The sequence below is a fragment of the Christiangramia aestuarii genome, from assembly GCF_009735585.1.
GTDB lineage: Bacteria > Bacteroidota > Bacteroidia > Flavobacteriales > Flavobacteriaceae > Christiangramia > Christiangramia aestuarii.
The window spans coordinates 130,202-146,166 of the sequence record NZ_VJVW01000002.1 but is presented as its reverse complement, the minus strand read 5'-3'; the positions used below and the strand labels follow the sequence as shown (position 1 = coordinate 146,166).

Here is a 15,965-nt window from a genome sequence, read left to right as displayed (position 1 = left end):
GAGCATATTATCGTAAAGCCGGAAGATATGAGGCTTTCAGAAAAAGTGTCAAAGCCCATTTAGAAAAATTAAATAACCATCTTATTTCTTTGAAAAATTTTAGACAATAAAATGGAGGACTATTTAAAAAAGGCATGCCCCGAAATTTTCTCAAATCTTTTACATCGGGAGGCTTTAGTATAAAGAAATTATGAGGATTCAATTGAGGTATTAGCGGTTGCAACGGTTTCTACAATGATTTATGACAAAGCCGTTGCTGGCCGGTTGCAATAGGTAGGATATAATATTGGGTATTGCAGGTACAAGGCATTTGCAATGGTGTTGATATGCTAAATCAATTTACTTTTCCAAAAGATACTTTACAACACTATCCCAATCAGGAAATTTATCCTGGCCGAAATAGAGGTATTCACCTTCAAAATCTTTGGCGCCATTTTTAATGCTGTCATCAATTAAATAGTCCATATCAAGCTAATAGAAAAAGTAAATAGCTGGCAATTTTTGCTCGCTTTTTTGTTTTTATGCTGTTATCCTCGATTTTAGAAACTGACCAAATTCGTACATTTTAAAATAAACATGAGTAGAAAGGTTGCACATGAACTAATGAAGATGCCTCCCTGCCAGAAGTAAAGCCGCGAATTCCACTGTTGGTGCATATTCCTACCAATATTCTTTTTATTGTAAACTCGCATCCCCTGCCAGTAAATTAAAAGACTTATAAAAAATATAATTGCTGCTATTGTTATTTTATTCATGCCTCAGGTTTTATATGCTTTCTTTAAATTAAATGTAGCATTTTTAATTGTAATTGAAATTTGCCCTTATCGAGCCTTGATGTCCTTTGGGAATAATTGTTTTTATATAGATACAAATTAAGGTCAGGACCTTTTTTTATAAAAAAAAGCCACCTACGGGGTGGCTTTCGTTTTAATTGTCTATAAGATCAATTTTCAGAGTACAAATGTTCAAATTTGCGATATTCCATTCTCACGATCGTTGATTCGGCATCCAGGAATTCTTCTGTGGCTGCATCATAGTCACTGGAAGAACGCATTACAATACCATTATGATGTTGTTTAAGGTTAGAGAAGAACTTAACCTCGAACCATACTTTGCTTAGAGTTTCGCGTTCCTGGGCATTCAGGTAATCCTTACCGCTAAGAATTTCATCCATGCGCTTTCGGGCAATACCTTTAATTTCCTGGGCTGCCTTTTCTGAGGTTGGCATATTGCGCAGCGCTCCTATTATAAAGAAATATTTCCCGTAATGTATGGTTTCCACGTACTCATTACCGTATTTTAATTCGAAAAGTTCCGGGTCGTTTTCCATTTCTTCTTTTAATGCTTTTCGCTCTTCAGATGGAGCGAGAAAGTCACCATTGTTTTCACGGTGTTTAAAATTCGAAATTAAAACTTCGTCTTCGGTAATCGGATACTGTTCTATGACCGATTGGTAAAGGCTTGAGTTCACTGCTAAGCGTGAATCAAAATACCGCGGTGGAAAGTATAGCTCGCTATAATCGCGAAAATAGGGCATGGCATCGATAGGATCTGCGCTGTATTCCCAGATAGGGCTATGACTGAACTGGGAATTGTCTGGCCTGAAGTGAGCCTCTGGGTCAGTAAATGGATTCGCCAGGGGAACCTGGTTGCTGGTAAGTATCCCATCTCCAAAACCTTCCTGGTAGGCATATTCTTCTTCCAGTATTGTTTCTGCGTTTTTAAGGATAGTGACCTTTTTTGTTCCAGCCACCGGATCGAAAATAGTGGTGGTTTCTCCATTTCCATCGGCAGTAGTAAATATCACAGATATTAACTCTCCTTCGGAATAGGTGTGAACAGCAGTACCTTTTTCGCTATAAACTTTCTTTTCTTTAGGCAGCCCGTCCTCATATTCGGTTTCGAACCAAAGATCACCTTCGGTGGTATAATATTTTGACCATAAAGGCTTATTATCCTCGCTTCGACTTATTTCCATAGACAAATGCTGCTGGGGATAACTGGAATATACTTTGGCATATTTTATATAACCATTTTCATAATATTCGAATTCATCAAGGGGAATATTTCCCTCTAGAGTATAATCCAAATTCCGGGCTTCTTTGATCCAGCCATTGGGATGCTGGCTAATTACTTTGAAGAATTCCTCAGATTCTATCGAAAAATCGTTCTGGGGAAGATTTTCGTCCTTTTGGCATGAAGACAAAAGAACCATCACTGCCATAATTAATGGCAGGTAAAATTTCTTGTGCATAATATAGGTGTTAAAAAGCAGGAAAGGTATAAATTAAAATCTCAAAAAACTAACGGTCTCGGTTAATCTCGTATTAACAGGAAATATTTCAATATTTTGAATGAAAAAAATCTTATGCGCTTTTCTGAAAATTTTAGTAGGTGCTTGAAAATTAGTCGGTAGGAGGAGTTCTAATTAATATTTTGCTAACTTCAGGATTTAAAGCTTTGCTGAAAAATCCTTTTAAAATTGGGAGATTGTTTTTGAATCGAAATAATGAATTTCCATTTAAATTACTAATGGAAAACCTAGCTGGTGAATTTTTCTATTCTGCCGTAGAGTTCTTCGATATCGAAAGGTTTTCTAATAAAGTCTATGGCACCGGAATCATCGGCGATCGAAGGATCTGCATGGGCAGACATGAGCATGACAGGGATCTGCCTCTTTTTCTCGGAGTTCTTAAGGTTCCTGCATAGATCTACGCCATTACCATCGGGGAGCATGATATCCATTAGTATAAGGTCTGGAATCGAATTTTCCATGCCTTCTTCAAATGAGCTGGCGTTAGGAAAAGCCTCGACCCTGTAATCTTTATCGGTTAAGAGAAAGCAGATGAGATCCCTTAAACTATGATCGTCTTCTACTAAAAATATTGTCTTCATTCTTCATTTAATTAGGGCAAATATAATTTCCTACAAAATTGAATCCTGAAAAGGTTTTGTTAAATGCCCGCTTCATTCTTATAAAATTTTTTGTCCCAGTGGAAGACTAAAATAGAACTCAGATCCCACTCCCTCTTCACTCTTCACTTCCAGGCATCCCCGGTGTGCATCTATGATCTGCTTGGTTAGGTAAAGCCCGAGGCCCAGCCCGTTGATCCCCTTGGTAGACTCAGCCCGGTAAAAACGATTGAAAACGTTCTTTTGCTGTTCCTGGCTTAATCCCAGGCCTTCATCTTTCACCAGGACGGTCACTTTTTCTTCATCATGTTCAAGATTCAGGTAAACCTTATCTGCTTTAGGGGAATACTTTACCGCGTTGCTCAGCAGGTTATTGATCACCTGTTCGATCCGGTGTTTATCTGCCGTGACGATAACCGGCTCTTCTCCTAGACCGGTGATAAGCCTGTGACTACTTTCGCTATAATCAAATGTTTCGCTAATGTCCAGTAATACCTGTCTTAGGTCGAACTCCTCATAATTGAATTCAAGCTTTCCTGCTTCGATCCTGGACATGTTAAGAAGGTCGTCGATAAGATCGTTCAACCTGTTGGCCTGGTTCAGGGTTTTGCTTAAGAACAGTTTCGATTTTGGTTCCTCTACCTTTTTCTCCAGGATCTGCAAATAACCCTTAATAGTGGTTAGCGGTGTTTTAAGTTCATGACTGGCCAGGGCAATGAATTCATCCTTTTTCTCGCTCAGTGATCTTACCTGTTCGAAGAGCTGGGAATTATCCAGGGCAATGGCGGCCTGCGCGGCAATATTTCTCACCATGACCTCATGTTCTTTTTTAAAGACGCCCACCTCGGGATGGCCAAAGATCAGCCCGCCTATTACGCTGCCGGAATTTGAAATTACCGGTACCGCCATATAGCTTGCCACATCCAGGTGTCCTTCTGGCATTCCAAAATGAGGATCATTTTGACCGTAACGAGAATCTTTCCTTATGTCGTCTACCCTTAGAATTCCCTGTCCAGTAAAGGTTGGATGAAATACAGGCGTATGTCTGGGCATACCCAGGTTTTCAAATACCTCTTTCGGTGCGCCAGAAAGGGTATAAAGCATCATGGATTCCCCCGGCCCGGTTTGGGTATTATAAAAGAAAGCTCCGAATTTAGCACCAGATAATTTCGTGGTTGCGTCGGTAACTTTTTGAAGTACGGTCTCTAGGTCCAGTTTTGAAGAAATATCTTTTCCTACAGAATTAAGGATCCTGAGCTTTTCCACATAATTCTCGATCTTCTTTTTAGACCTGATCTGCTCCTCGATATTCCTTACGATCTTGGAGGCCCCTATGATATTTCCCTGTTTATCCTTTAAAGGAGATACACTCACCGAAACATGGATCTTTTTTCCTTCTTTAGAAAGCCTGATGGTTTCGAAATGCTCTATTCTTTTGCCAGATTTGATCTTTTGCAGGATGAGCTTTTCCTCGTTCAGCCGGTTTTTGGGAATCAGAACGGTGATAGATTTACCAATAACCTCAGATTCTGAATATCCAAAGATCCTGCTGGCTCCGGCGTTCCAGCTTTTAATGATCCCGTTCAGGTCCTTACTTACGATCCCGTCTTCAGACGATTCCACAATGGCCGAAAGACGGGCCTGTCTTTCCTCGTGTTTTCGTTTTTCTGAAATATCCCTGGCTACTTTTGAAGCGCCAATGATCCTGCCTTTATCGTCCCTTATCGGCGAAACCGTGAGGGAAAGCGGGATCTCATCGCCAGATTTGGTGAGACGATAAGTTTCAAAATGATCCAGCGATTTCCCTGTTTTGACTGTGTTCAGGATTTGTTCCTTTTCCTTAAGCCTGGATCTGGGAATTAGCATGGATATATTTTTCCCGATCATCTCTTTTTTGGAGTAGCCGAACATCTTTTCGGCCCCTTTATTCCAGCTGGTGATATTCCCCTCAAGATCCTTACTGATAATAGCATCTTTTGAGAATTCCACGATCGCGGAAAGTTTAAACTCCTCCACACTTTTATTTTCGGGAGCTGCAGGCAGAAAATTGAACTGGAAAGCCTGGTTTTCAACATCCTGTTCAGAGTGGATGGTAGAGGAGACCGAATAAGCCTTTTGGCAGGTGCTATCCAGGAAAACAGGATAGTTCTCTACCGGGCAGTTTTGTTTAATGCATTTATTGAAGGGGCAGTTTTCGCCGGAAAGAGGATTTCCTGATCCGTCATAGAACCTGAACACCTTATTATTGAATATGCTGTCATTTTTTGAACTCGAGGTTTTGTAAAGCTTATTGAAACTGTTATTCCTGAAATGGAAATATCCCTCTTTATTACATATGAATACTGGAATGGGAAGATCCATCAAAAGCCTGTTATTATCGTACAGGGATGGATTGATCTCCGTATTTTGTTTAAGGGTAGACTCTATTTGCATAATCAAATTATTCGGGGGCTGAATATTTAAAAAACTTGTACCAACTGTTTATTTACAAAGGCTTAAAGCTTAATCTTATAACTATTAAGGACCTAAAAAATGACTTACGCAAGTTAGCTTGGGCTTTAAACAAAACCCAAAAGATTAGTAAAAGATTATGAGTTAAATAATGCTAAAAAAGGGCCGGTCTTTTAAGGAAATATTAACCAGGAAGAGTGGATTCTTAATGAAATTCCAGTCTAAAGCGAAGTTTCAATGCTATTTCCTGTTCAGCAAATAAGAGGTTACGTCTTGCCAGGATTGAAATTTACCTTGTCCAAAATGTATGTGTTCTCCTTCAAATTTGTCTGCGCCATTTTTAGTGCGGTCATCGATAAGAAAGTCTCCCTTGTTCAGGTTCTTATGATGGGAAAGTATCAGTCGCTTATAGGCTACCTGGCCCAGGTATTTCTTAACCCATTTAAGCTTATCCAGCATGGCGGTTTCATTTTCCCAGGGGGAGGTAGACAGGATATAAACATCGAAATGCCTGCAAAGTTGCTTGTAAGACTCAATGGCGTTTTCCATGGGTTTCATTAAGCCAAAAATACCCGGTACTTCATCAAGCCTGTCTACATATTCCTCCAGATCGGCCTGGTCCAGCTGGTCTATGCCCGATTGAAAATCAACCAGCACATTATCCATATCTACATAAACTATCTTTTTCAATCTTTAAGTTTTTGAATATTGCTATGAAATTTTATTGTAGCTAAAACAGCCCATCGGGATTATAGTCTACCTCTTCCAGGATCTCCGGATTATTGGTATCCTTTCCCCGTTTATACAGGTCACGGGAAACCGGATGCGCTTTGAAGGCCTCCTTCCTAAAACATTCCTGCATAAGTTCTTTCAGGTTCATGTCGCTAAGCCCTGGATCAAGCCAGCTGCCTTCAAAATCGGGATCCATGGATAAAGGCATTCGTTTTTTATTATTATGTACTTCGGCAAAGAAATCATTGGCTTCAGTAGTAATAAGGCTGAGCGTACGTTTTCCGTCTTCCAGCTCGTTATATATGCCGGCGATACTAAAGATCTTTTGATCCTGCAGGTAACAATAATAGGGGTAGGAGACCTTGTTCACATGGTGAGGTTCAAAAAAACCATCCACTATAATGAGGCATCTTCTTTCCCTGGCCGCCTCTTTGTACATATTGCTTTTGAGCAGGTTTTCAGATTTGGCGTTTAGGGTATTGTATTTTTTGCGAAAGGCATTTATATCTTTGCTTCCCCAGGGAGCTACAAGTCCCCATTCCATGGGGTAAATGGTACCCGGCTGGTCAATGGGAATACAGTAAAGATTGGGATGGACAAAACCCGATTTATGATAATACGGCTCAAATTCTTCATCCTTTTTTAACTGGGCATCGAAGGTTTTCTCCAGCACCTTTAATTTTTTGTTCAGGGAGGTTTCGTAGCACATAGATCATTCTTTAGAAGCTTAAATTTAAGAATTCTTAGTCTGTAAGTTCAACCACTACCTCGATCTCTACCGCGATATTAGACGGCAGAGAGCAATGGCCAACCGCAGCGCGGGCATGTTTTCCCTTCTCGCCGAAGATCTCCACCATAAGGTCTGAAAATCCGTTAATAACCTTAGGCTGGTCGTAAAAATCTGGGGTGCAATTCACCATTCCGCGCACCTTTACAAATTGTTTGATCCTGCTTAGATCACCACAGGCCGCTTTTAAAGTGGTAAGGATCTCGATGCCGGTTTTCCTGGCCGCCTCATAACCTTCTTCTACACTCAGGTCCTGCCCCAGTTTTCCTTTAATGTCGCTCCCGTCGCCGGCTAGGAAAAGCAGGTTCCCTACCTGCCGCCATTTAATGTAATTGGCTACAGGCTCGCTTACTTCGCCTAGTTCTATGTTTAGTTCCTTTAGCCTTTCTTCCGGGCTTTGCTGGGCTATGGCAGAAAAGCATAGGATAGCAGCAGCAATAAAAAATAGGATTTTCTTCATGATACTTTATTTTCTGAGGCTTTAAGTAACTGGTAAACTTCATTCGCCTGCCGGTAATGTCTTTTTTCGTGGGTAACCAGAATATCCAAAGCCGTTTCCAGTTTGTAAACAATATTTTTATTGGCGGGCGAGGAGATGACCACATTTTCCCTGGTCTTGTCGGCGATCTCTGAGATCTCCTGTTTGAGCCTGTTCTGGTGTTCCTCGAACCGGTCCAGGATGCCCTTATCAAAATCACTATGCCCGGGTTCCCAGATAGAAAAGGTCTTCATTTTCTTCCTGTTTTCGGGCTGTACCGATTTAAGGATCATTTTTCCGAAGAAATTAACGGCCAGGCCGATCTTGGCGATAAAGGGCAGATTGGTGGTTCCCGATTTAAGATCGGCGAAAACCGGAAAATAGGTCTCGTTGAGGTTAATGAGATGATCCATATTCTGGGCGATGCTCCATACCTCTGGAGCAGGCTTCCAGTTGAGCTCTTTTTTAGAAAGTATGCTAAATGAATTCAGGAATCTCCCTGTGATCTTGTCGATCTCTTCGTCCCAACGGTTCATAGGCAAGTGTTTTGCTGAAACTTAAAGATATAAAAAGCGGCTAAGAAAAAAGTGGTTTTAAGGAGCTTGCGGAAATAAAAAAAAGCAGCCTCATCGCTGAAGCTGCTTTTCAATATAAGTATGAATTGCCGTTTTTAGAAAATATAACGTAATCCTACCTGTGCCTGCCATCTCGACTGAAGGCTGAAATCATTGGCAAAGGTCCTGGTCTGGTTGCCAAAAGTGTAAACAGGAGTATTATCATCTCCCACGGTAACGCCCACCGGCTGATCGTTCACAGGGATCTGTATAACTCCCCAGTCTGAATTCAACAGGTTTCCGAAGTTCAGGATATCAAGGCTTAGCTGTATGGTGTTTTTCTTTTCACCAACCTTGAAGTTATAATCCTGAAGTAATTTCACATCCCAGCGTCCTCTCCAGGGGCTAAGGATACCGTATTTTTCAGCATAATCCCCTCGGTTATCGCTCAGGTAATCATCCTGCTGAATGAATTGCTCAAAAGCCTGTCTTTGGGCTTCCTGCTCCTCTGGGTTTCCAGAGAAAGTATATTGCTGAAGCTCATCCTGGGTAGGAATGTAAATAAGGTCGTTAAGAACAGAACCGTCGTTGTTGATGTCTCCAGAATAAGTATAAGAGAATCTTCCTCCCTGGGCATACTCGTAAAACGCACCAATAGAGGTTCTCCAACGATCGTCCTTACCATAGTTGAACTCCTTGTTAAGCTGCCCAACGATACGATGCTTGTCACCATATCTTGAAGCGCTTTCCACGGCTGCATTCACGTTTCCTAAAGCAGGATTTCTTTCGAAAGCATCACTGGAAATTTCAGCATCCAGGGAACTAGCATCTTCTGCTTTAAGGTAGTTATAAGCGATACTCGCGTAGAAATTCTTTTCGAAACTTTTAGCTAGTTTAAGAGACCAGTTAAAAGAGTACCCGGCATCGGTATTGGTGAATACCCAGGCGTTGGTTGGACCTCCAAATTCGTTCACTGCCTTATCCTCGTTCAGGTAAACAGGACGGTTATCTACACCGTTAAGAGTTCCGGAAGGAGTAGACAAACCGTAATTTCTTACCATTTGTGCATTCACGTCCTTGGTGTAAATGAAGTCTGTGGTCGCAACAAGTCCGTTTTCGAATCTGTAATCTGCACCAAGACTGTTTCTCCATACCTGTGGGAATTTAAAATCTGGAGCAGTGGTCTGGTAAAAGTAGAAGGCAGGGTTAGCAACCTGGTTCCCGATCCATACGAAAGGAAGCCTTCCGGTAAAGATCCCTGTTCCTCCACGAAGCTGTAGCTGGTTGTCACCAAATACATCCCAGTTAAATCCTAGTCTTGGAGACCAAAGGATCTTGCTTGAAGGCAACTCTAAACTGTTAAGTTTTACTGCCTCTCCGTTTTCATCATAATAGGTGATCTCTGGCTGGTAGTCTCCATCAGGAAAAGTTCCCCCGGCAAGACGCTCGATGTTCTCACGAATCTTATCTTCGGTATTGAAGTATAAAGGCTTGTCGATTCTAAGCCCGTAAGTAAAGGTAAAATCTTCAGTAGCTTTCCATCTGTCCTGGGCATAAAATGCCAGCTGACCAACGTTGGTCTCAGCAAGAGCCCAGCTGTTGTTGGTATTCCTGTTATCAAAAACGTCCTGGGCATTGTTCAGTGCCGCTTCAATAGTACCATTGTTAATAGCCTCTTCAAAAGAGGTTCCTGGGTTGTTAGGATCCATTCTTACGCTGGTGAAAGCGTCAAAGAAAGTACTAACCGGTCCGGTTCCCAATGTTTCGTCACCATTGTAATCGTAAGCTCCAAGGTTGAAAGAGTTATCAAAATCGAACCTTTCAAAGCTGGTTCCAAAAGTAAAGGTATGGTTACCGGCTACCAGGTTAAGATTGTTGGTGATCTGGTAAACGTGCTGCTCAAGCCTGTTGTTGATAGAGAAAGGCTCGTGACCTGCAACGATATATCTTACCCCGTCCTTTTGGATATTGATAGGAGGAGCAGGGGCAGAGAAAGGATCACGGGAATCGTCAAAGAAAGTATATCCAGCCTGAAACTTGTTAGAAATGTTATTTCCGAAGTTCGAGTTAAGCTCCACCAACCAGGAATCTATCTTGTTGTTAATGGTATAACCTGAATTTCTGAACTGAAGCGTAGTAAGGTCTGGACCTCTTCTTCCGATAGCTTCCGGGTTCGCAGGTAGATCTCTGGAAGCGTCCAGGAAGTTATAGATAAAAGCCATACGGTGATTCTGGCTAATGTTCCAGTCCAGCTTCATGATACCCTTGGTAGAAGCAGTTTCGTGGGTGTAGCCTTCGTAGGCGCCGGTCTCATATCCAAGTAGGGATAATTGTTCTGATACATATTCAAGGTCTTCCGCAGAAACCCTGGACACGTTAGATCCGGTTAAACCGGGCCTGTTGGCCAGGAAGTTCGAGCCAAGGTCTTCCCGATCATCTTTTTCGAAGTTCGCGAAAACGAATAATTTGTTCTTAATGATCGGTGCGCCGATACTAAAGCCATATTGGGCCTGCTTAAGGTCTGGAACGATGATCTTGTCACCGGCAACCTTGTCTCCGGTCATATCTTGGTTACGGTAGAAACCATAAGCTGTTCCTTCGATCTCGTTAGAACCACTTTTGGTTACGGCGTTTACCGAAGCTCCGGTAAAGCCGGCCTGGGTCACATCGTAAGGAGCGGTAGATACCTGGATCTGTTCGATCGCATCCAGGGAAATTGGCTGTGCATTGGTTTGTCCTCCTGGAGTTGCAGCATCAAGACCAAATGGGTTGTTGAAGATAGAACCATCAAGACTGAAGTTGTTGAACTGGTCGTTTCTACCACCAAAAGAACCGTTGCTCGAGGCGGTTGGCTCTAATCGGTAAAAATCTGAAGCCGATCTGGAAATAGTAGGAAGGGACTTCAATTCCCTTCTTCCAATGTTGGTTTCTGCCCCGGTACGGTCGCTATTGATGATCTGGTTCTTGGTAGCTGTAATTACAACCGCGTCTAGCTGGGTTGCATCAGAAACCATCTCGATCTCTACATTATAGGTCTGTCCAAGGTTCAGGTTGATGCCATCAAGAACAGAGGTCTTAAATCCTACATAGCTCACACTAATCTTGTAAGGTCCACCAACTCGAAGGTTCAAAAGTTTAAAACCACCGTCAAAGTTGGTTACTGCCCCGTAAGTAGTACCTGTTGGGGTGTGCACCGCGGTTACGTTGGCTCCTGGTAGCGGTGTGTTCTCTTCATAGAAAACCTCTCCGCTAATCTCGGCTGTGGTAACCTGGGCCGTTGTGCTCAGGTTTGTTAATAATGCTACGATAAATAGCAGTAATAATCGTTTCATGTTTGTTTGGTGTTGTGTTAAAGAAATCTAAAATTTCGGCAAAAGTACTATTTACATTTGTTATATGAATTTATTTCTTTGCGTTATTTTGAATTTAACTCTCCCTATGCAAGATGTTGTAAGAAAAGCTTTTGGAGGCAATGCTTCGGAATTTGATCGTGTGAATAGAGTTAATTCCAACAAAAAACCCTGCTGGATAGGGCAGGGTTCCGTTTCCTACTGAAGGAAAGTTGACTAATTGCTTTAGACAGTATCCTTAGAATACTTTCTACTGCGATTAGTGATATTTTTTTCTTTAAGGGATTTCGGGATCTCCGACTCGTCAAGGCCCAGACTAAGCATATGTTCTATAATGTTCGCCTTGACACAATTCTCTATTTCACCAAGTTTGACCCGGTACCCGGATTTCCTAACATACATTTTCCCGGCATCGAAAAGCTTGGAAGTGATGTCCAGGTCTATTAGGTTTCCATTGATGCGGCTGGATAAATAATAGTTGAATTTAATCTTTGTCTTGTCTTTTAGAGGCAGGTCATTTTTAATAGGGATATAAATATCTTCCCCTAGCTTTTGATATCTCATGGCTGACAAAATTATTGGTTAAGTAATTCAATTTACATTAAAAGCCTGTAGGGTATTAACTCAATTGGGATTTATGTGGACCCAATTAACTGGCAGTCAATTTAGTAAAATTTTCACAAATCATTATAAGCTGTCTAAAGCTAGGCTATTGCTTATTGTCATTGAAGATGGTTAACTTTAAAAGAAAAAATGAGTTTCAATAAATTATTCCAGTTTCTGCGTGATCTTAATAAGAATAATAATAAGGAGTGGATGGGTGAGCACCGTAACGAATATCACGAAGTAAGGGACTTTTATATAAACTGGTTGAACGAATTAGACATAAGGCTGGCTAAAATAGATCCAGACTATTCTCCAACTACCGGGAAACAGGCGATAAATCGGATTAATAATAATCTTTTGTATCATCCAAACAAGCCGGTTTATAAGGATCATTTTGGAGCGGGCCTGGATAAGGAAAAGGGGAAGGGAGATTTCTATATTCATATTGGTATCAATGAGAACCTGGTGGCCGGAGGTTTTTATAAGCCCAGTAAGGAGATCCTGGATAGTATAAGGGCAGCGATAGATTATAATGGTGAGGAATTCAAGAAGATCATCAATAAAAAGTCATTTAAAGAAACTTTCGGAGGCCTCATTGAGGAGGAGCAATTAAAGACCGCTCCCAAAGGCTATTCCCAGGATCATGAGCATATCGAGCTTTTAAGGAACAAGACCTTCGCGATAAAGCATGACCTTACCCAGAAGGAGGTGATGCAGCCGGATTTTCAGGACAAACTTGTGGAAATTTATCAGGAGATGTTACCTTTCCGGCATTATCTAAATCATGCGGTCACCGTATAAATCATTGAAATGGAATTAAAATCATTTGTAAGGGATATTCCCGATTTTCCGAAGAAAGGAGTTAGCTATAAAGATATCACTCCGTTATTGTTAGACCCAGAGGCGATGCATAGGGCGGTAAGCCTTTTCCTGGAAAACCTGCCTCATCGAAATATTGATAAGGTGGTAGGGATTGAATCTCGCGGATTTTTCTTTGCCACGCTTCTGGCTGAAAAATTAAATGCCGGCTTTATTCCGGTGAGAAAACCCGGTAAACTTCCTCACAGGACCCATACCGAAGATTACGACCTGGAATACGGGAGCGACACCCTGGAGATACATGAAGATGCCATACAACCTGGGGAGAAAGTTTTGCTCCACGACGATGTCCTGGCCACGGGAGGAACGGCAGTCGCTACCTGCAAGCTTATCGAAAAATGTGGCGGCGAGATCGTGCAATGTAATTTTCTCGTAGAACTGGAATTTTTGAAGGGAGTAGAAAAACTGAAAAATTACAATGTTTCTTCCCTGCTAAAATATTCCTAGTCCAGCGCATTTTTGGTTACCCAGAGCTTCCAGCCAATAATGGCCATTTGCAATTTGCTGGCTTTTTGAAGATCCAAGCCTTTTTTTGAGTAACTAGGAAAGATCTTCTTGTTAAGCCTGGACAGAGCTCGAAAAATTCTTTTTTTCATCTAAGTTGGTTTTAACCAAAGATATAGAAACTAAAAAAAACCTGCCTTTCGTGGAAAGAGCAGGTTTTTTTAAAGCTGTAATTCAAATTTCTAATCTGCGGCAGAAATGATGAGTCCGCCGTTATCCTTAAGTCCTACGTGAATATCGGGAATCCCATTGGTGTTGAAATACTGGGACTGTACCATGCTGTTTTCACGATGGAATTTTACTTCGATACGGGTGATCAACCCATCGCTGTTCCTTTCGATATTCTCCAGTTCTAGCTGGTAGCCTGTTTTTGTTTCCGCTTCTTTTTGTATAGCTTTCAACTGATCGTCGCTAAAATCTTTGGAGATCTTAAAGATGCTGCTTCTTTCTTTGGCAAAAGCCTTGGTCTTAATTACGATGACCCCATTTTCTGCCTTTTCGCCATATAACCTGATTGCGCTATCTCCTTTAAAAACATTTATGCTGGCGATATCATTTTTGTCTATAGATTTTGCATCGAAGTCATCGCCTTTTACTTCCTCGTTGACTACATAAAGGGGAGTATTATCCTGGTTAAGAACAATATACTTGTCTTTTGATTTACCGGGAGATCGTGAATCGGCTTTACGGAAATAGATACTTCTGTTTTTTCCCGTTGAGTTCAGGTTGATGCTTTGTTCAGCGATTATATTTTCTGATGAAGGAGCAAGATCTCCATGCATCACGGCATAATGATCATTTTTAAGGTTATAACTTAGTCTGGCCATATCACCGTTTTTCTTCCCGAATATCCTTTTCCTATTAGGAATTCCTGAAGATGAGGAAGAGATATCTATGAAATTAGGCTTCCCGTTCTCTCCGATCATAAGATACCTGCCGTTGAAGGCTCTTCCCTCGATCTTTTCCATTTCTTTGTCGAAATTCCTGATGATCTCTGCATCCTTAATAATGATGGCTCCGTTCGTGGCCTCTTCTCCGAATCTTTCTTTAGCTTCTTCACCGGTCAGGGCCTCTAATCTGGAGCGCAGACCAATGTATTTATTCTTAAGTCTGGAAGCCTTATACCTTTTACCGTTAATGATGTAGAGCGGGTTCGCGCCTATTTCAGTAAGGCTTTTTCCTGGTTTTGGTGCAGTAGCAGTATTCCATCTAATCTCCGGAGCTTCAGAAATTTCAACCCTGATCTCCCTAGGAGTTTCCACATCTTCTTGAGTTTCCACCTTCTGCTCAATTTGTACTTCCGGAGCTTCTTCAGTTTTCGGGTCAGGTGTTTTTTGAAGGCTCCGGGTCTCTTCTTTTTCTACAACCTGGGCTTCGGTCTTTACATTAAAAAGCAGCATGAAAGCTAATAATACTGGCATTAGCAGGCTTAACTTCCATGCCGGGCTTTGGTTTGATGATCTTTTGTTTAACATAAGAATTCGTTTTTTGATGAATGATTGATAAAAATGATTAGTAAGTGCCGGCCTTAGGTCGGCGATTGAAACTTTCACCAGCGCATGCTGATATTCCTTGATCTCTTCTGTTCTGCTCACGGTTTCCCTGTCTGCGATGAATTCCAGGTTTTGCTCGACAGATCTTTTATACCACCAGGCAAAGGGATTGAACCATAAGGCGCAGCTCACCAGGTTCAGTAATAAAATATCCATGGAATGCCACTGGCAGGCGTGAACTTTTTCGTGTTCCAGGATAAGCGCCAGGTCTTTTTCTGAATGTTTATCAGGATTAAAGACGATGTAATTGAAGAACGAAAACGGCAGCTGGTTTTCTGAAATCCGTAGATATTTTAAACCTTCTTTTTTCTCGAACCTGTTGGCAATGATCAGTTTTATCACCCCGCTTAGCTGAAGACAGAATCTAAGGAAGAAAAAGCCGGTGATTAAAAGGTAAAGCATTCCGGTTATTTGCCACCAGTCTATGGATTCTTCAACGGGCCCGGTGGGAATATCTGAAGATACGGGAATGTAACTACTTTCAAAGGGGCTGGCTTCAATATAGATCTTACGCGTAAAATAGATAAGAGGGAGCAGGAAGGAGGTGAATACTCCTCCTATAAGGAATTTACGGTTCAGTTCGAATGAAGTTTCTCTTTTCAGCAATAATATATAAGAGAGGTAAAAAACTCCCAGCAGGATAGAGGCTTTAAGGATGTAGATAAGGAAAGCTTCCATTATTTTTTCTCGTTTTCGATGATATCCAGGATCTCTCTTAACTCTTCGGCGCTAATTTTCTCCTCTTTGGCGAAATAGGAAACAACGCTTTTAAATGAATTGTCGAAAAAGCGCTTGGTGGCCATGTTCATGAATTGTTTGCGGTATTTCTCCTTGCTCACCATCGGGAAGTACTGATGGGTCTTCCCGTAAGCCTTATGGGAGACATAACCTTTTTCTTCAAGATTCCTGATAATGGTAGAAACGGTGTTGTAATGTAATTTCTGATCCTTTAGTTCAGGAAGCACTTCCTTTACAAAGGCCTTCTCCAAGTCCCATAAGACCCTCATGATCTCTTCTTCCTTATTGGTTAATTTCTCCATGATATTGGTTTTGAAAAAAAGTGTGTTTCAAATATAACGATAAAAATAGTTTAAAAACTATAAAAGTAGTTGTTTTTTATTCTGAGCCTTTATTAAGTCATTTCTTCTATCTTCGCTA

At 41.4% G+C, this 15,965-nt stretch carries 15 protein-coding genes; 2 read left to right on the top strand and 13 right to left on the bottom strand.

What is annotated here, in order from left to right; translation table 11 throughout:
- Nucleotides 1–339: 339 nt before the first annotated feature.
- The 10 genes from FLP08_RS16520 to FLP08_RS04740 form a co-directional block, all read right to left on the bottom strand.
- A complete protein-coding gene (locus FLP08_RS16520; protein WP_262885519.1) occupies nucleotides 340–465 on the bottom strand; it encodes a hypothetical protein in 126 nt (41 codons plus the stop codon).
- 478 nt (nucleotides 466–943) lie between these two features.
- Entirely contained in the window at nucleotides 944–2,254 is a 1,311-nt protein-coding gene (locus FLP08_RS04780; protein WP_156274590.1) for a hypothetical protein, read from the bottom strand.
- Nucleotides 2,255–2,541: 287 nt separating this feature from the next.
- On the bottom strand, nucleotides 2,542–2,895 hold the full coding sequence (locus FLP08_RS04775) for a response regulator transcription factor (RefSeq protein WP_156274588.1): 354 nt from the start codon (nucleotides 2,893–2,895) through the stop codon (nucleotides 2,542–2,544).
- Nucleotides 2,896–2,973: 78 nt separating this feature from the next.
- On the bottom strand, nucleotides 2,974–5,346 hold the full coding sequence (locus FLP08_RS04770; protein WP_156274586.1) for a PAS domain S-box protein: 2,373 nt from the start codon (nucleotides 5,344–5,346) through the stop codon (nucleotides 2,974–2,976).
- 258 nt (nucleotides 5,347–5,604) lie between these two features.
- Nucleotides 5,605–6,054 carry a 5' nucleotidase, NT5C type gene (locus FLP08_RS04765; RefSeq protein WP_156274584.1) on the bottom strand — a complete coding sequence of 150 codons (450 nt, stop codon included), beginning with the start codon at nucleotides 6,052–6,054 and terminating at the stop codon, nucleotides 5,605–5,607.
- 40 nt (nucleotides 6,055–6,094) lie between these two features.
- On the bottom strand, nucleotides 6,095–6,805 hold the full coding sequence (locus tag FLP08_RS04760) for an SOS response-associated peptidase (RefSeq protein WP_156274582.1): 711 nt from the start codon (nucleotides 6,803–6,805) through the stop codon (nucleotides 6,095–6,097).
- 34 nt (nucleotides 6,806–6,839) lie between these two features.
- Entirely contained in the window at nucleotides 6,840–7,343 is a 504-nt protein-coding gene (locus FLP08_RS04755) for a RidA family protein (protein ID WP_156274580.1), read from the bottom strand.
- A complete protein-coding gene (locus FLP08_RS04750) occupies nucleotides 7,340–7,897 on the bottom strand; it encodes a DinB family protein (RefSeq protein WP_156274578.1) in 558 nt (185 codons plus the stop codon). The genes FLP08_RS04755 and FLP08_RS04750 overlap by 4 nt, the downstream gene beginning before the upstream one ends.
- Nucleotides 7,898–8,031: 134 nt before the next feature.
- Nucleotides 8,032–11,247 (bottom strand): TonB-dependent receptor, encoded by a 3,216-nt coding sequence (locus FLP08_RS04745; protein ID WP_156274576.1) that lies wholly within the window; start codon nucleotides 11,245–11,247, stop codon nucleotides 8,032–8,034.
- Nucleotides 11,248–11,490: 243 nt separating this feature from the next.
- On the bottom strand, nucleotides 11,491–11,829 hold the full coding sequence (locus tag FLP08_RS04740; protein WP_156274574.1) for a hypothetical protein: 339 nt from the start codon (nucleotides 11,827–11,829) through the stop codon (nucleotides 11,491–11,493).
- Nucleotides 11,830–12,018: 189 nt separating this feature from the next.
- On the opposite strand from FLP08_RS04740, the gene FLP08_RS04735 reads away from it, so the two are divergent.
- Nucleotides 12,019–12,672, top strand: a complete 654-nt coding sequence (locus FLP08_RS04735; RefSeq protein WP_156274572.1) for a DUF2461 domain-containing protein — start codon at nucleotides 12,019–12,021, stop codon at nucleotides 12,670–12,672.
- 9 nt (nucleotides 12,673–12,681) lie between these two features.
- Nucleotides 12,682–13,197 (top strand): adenine phosphoribosyltransferase, encoded by a 516-nt coding sequence (locus tag FLP08_RS04730; RefSeq protein ID WP_156274570.1) that lies wholly within the window; start codon nucleotides 12,682–12,684, stop codon nucleotides 13,195–13,197.
- Here the strand turns inward: FLP08_RS04730 and FLP08_RS04725 are convergent.
- From FLP08_RS04725 to FLP08_RS04715, 3 genes are all read right to left on the bottom strand, one after another.
- Nucleotides 13,194–13,346, bottom strand: coding sequence for an SsrA-binding protein (locus FLP08_RS04725; RefSeq protein WP_156274568.1), 153 nt, complete (start codon nucleotides 13,344–13,346; stop codon nucleotides 13,194–13,196). The two genes, FLP08_RS04730 and FLP08_RS04725, sit on opposite strands and share 4 nt — an antisense overlap.
- A 90-nt stretch (nucleotides 13,347–13,436) precedes the next feature.
- Nucleotides 13,437–15,485, bottom strand: a complete 2,049-nt coding sequence (locus FLP08_RS04720) for a M56 family metallopeptidase (protein ID WP_156274566.1) — start codon at nucleotides 15,483–15,485, stop codon at nucleotides 13,437–13,439.
- On the bottom strand, nucleotides 15,485–15,847 hold the full coding sequence (locus FLP08_RS04715) for a BlaI/MecI/CopY family transcriptional regulator (RefSeq protein WP_156274564.1): 363 nt from the start codon (nucleotides 15,845–15,847) through the stop codon (nucleotides 15,485–15,487). The genes FLP08_RS04720 and FLP08_RS04715 overlap by 1 nt, the downstream gene beginning before the upstream one ends.
- Nucleotides 15,848–15,965: the final 118 nt, after the last annotated feature.

Excerpts from the sequence above, each read along its gene's own strand:
- FLP08_RS16520 (WP_262885519.1), bottom strand. The coding sequence starts at position 465 with ATGGACTATTTAATTGATGACAGCATTAAAAATGGCGCCAAAGATTTT.
- FLP08_RS04780 (WP_156274590.1), bottom strand. The coding sequence starts at position 2,254 with ATGCACAAGAAATTTTACCTGCCATTAATTATGGCAGTGATGGTTCTT.
- FLP08_RS04775 (WP_156274588.1), bottom strand. The coding sequence starts at position 2,895 with ATGAAGACAATATTTTTAGTAGAAGACGATCATAGTTTAAGGGATCTC.
- FLP08_RS04770 (WP_156274586.1), bottom strand. The coding sequence starts at position 5,346 with ATGCAAATAGAGTCTACCCTTAAACAAAATACGGAGATCAATCCATCC.
- FLP08_RS04760 (WP_156274582.1), bottom strand. The coding sequence starts at position 6,805 with ATGTGCTACGAAACCTCCCTGAACAAAAAATTAAAGGTGCTGGAGAAA.
- FLP08_RS04755 (WP_156274580.1), bottom strand. The coding sequence starts at position 7,343 with ATGAAGAAAATCCTATTTTTTATTGCTGCTGCTATCCTATGCTTTTCT.
- FLP08_RS04750 (WP_156274578.1), bottom strand. The coding sequence starts at position 7,897 with ATGAACCGTTGGGACGAAGAGATCGACAAGATCACAGGGAGATTCCTG.
- FLP08_RS04745 (WP_156274576.1), bottom strand. The coding sequence starts at position 11,247 with ATGAAACGATTATTACTGCTATTTATCGTAGCATTATTAACAAACCTG.
- FLP08_RS04740 (WP_156274574.1), bottom strand. The coding sequence starts at position 11,829 with ATGAGATATCAAAAGCTAGGGGAAGATATTTATATCCCTATTAAAAAT.
- FLP08_RS04735 (WP_156274572.1), top strand. The coding sequence starts at position 12,019 with ATGAGTTTCAATAAATTATTCCAGTTTCTGCGTGATCTTAATAAGAAT.
- FLP08_RS04730 (WP_156274570.1), top strand. The coding sequence starts at position 12,682 with ATGGAATTAAAATCATTTGTAAGGGATATTCCCGATTTTCCGAAGAAA.
- FLP08_RS04725 (WP_156274568.1), bottom strand. The coding sequence starts at position 13,346 with ATGAAAAAAAGAATTTTTCGAGCTCTGTCCAGGCTTAACAAGAAGATC.
- FLP08_RS04720 (WP_156274566.1), bottom strand. The coding sequence starts at position 15,485 with ATGGAAGCTTTCCTTATCTACATCCTTAAAGCCTCTATCCTGCTGGGA.
- FLP08_RS04715 (WP_156274564.1), bottom strand. The coding sequence starts at position 15,847 with ATGGAGAAATTAACCAATAAGGAAGAAGAGATCATGAGGGTCTTATGG.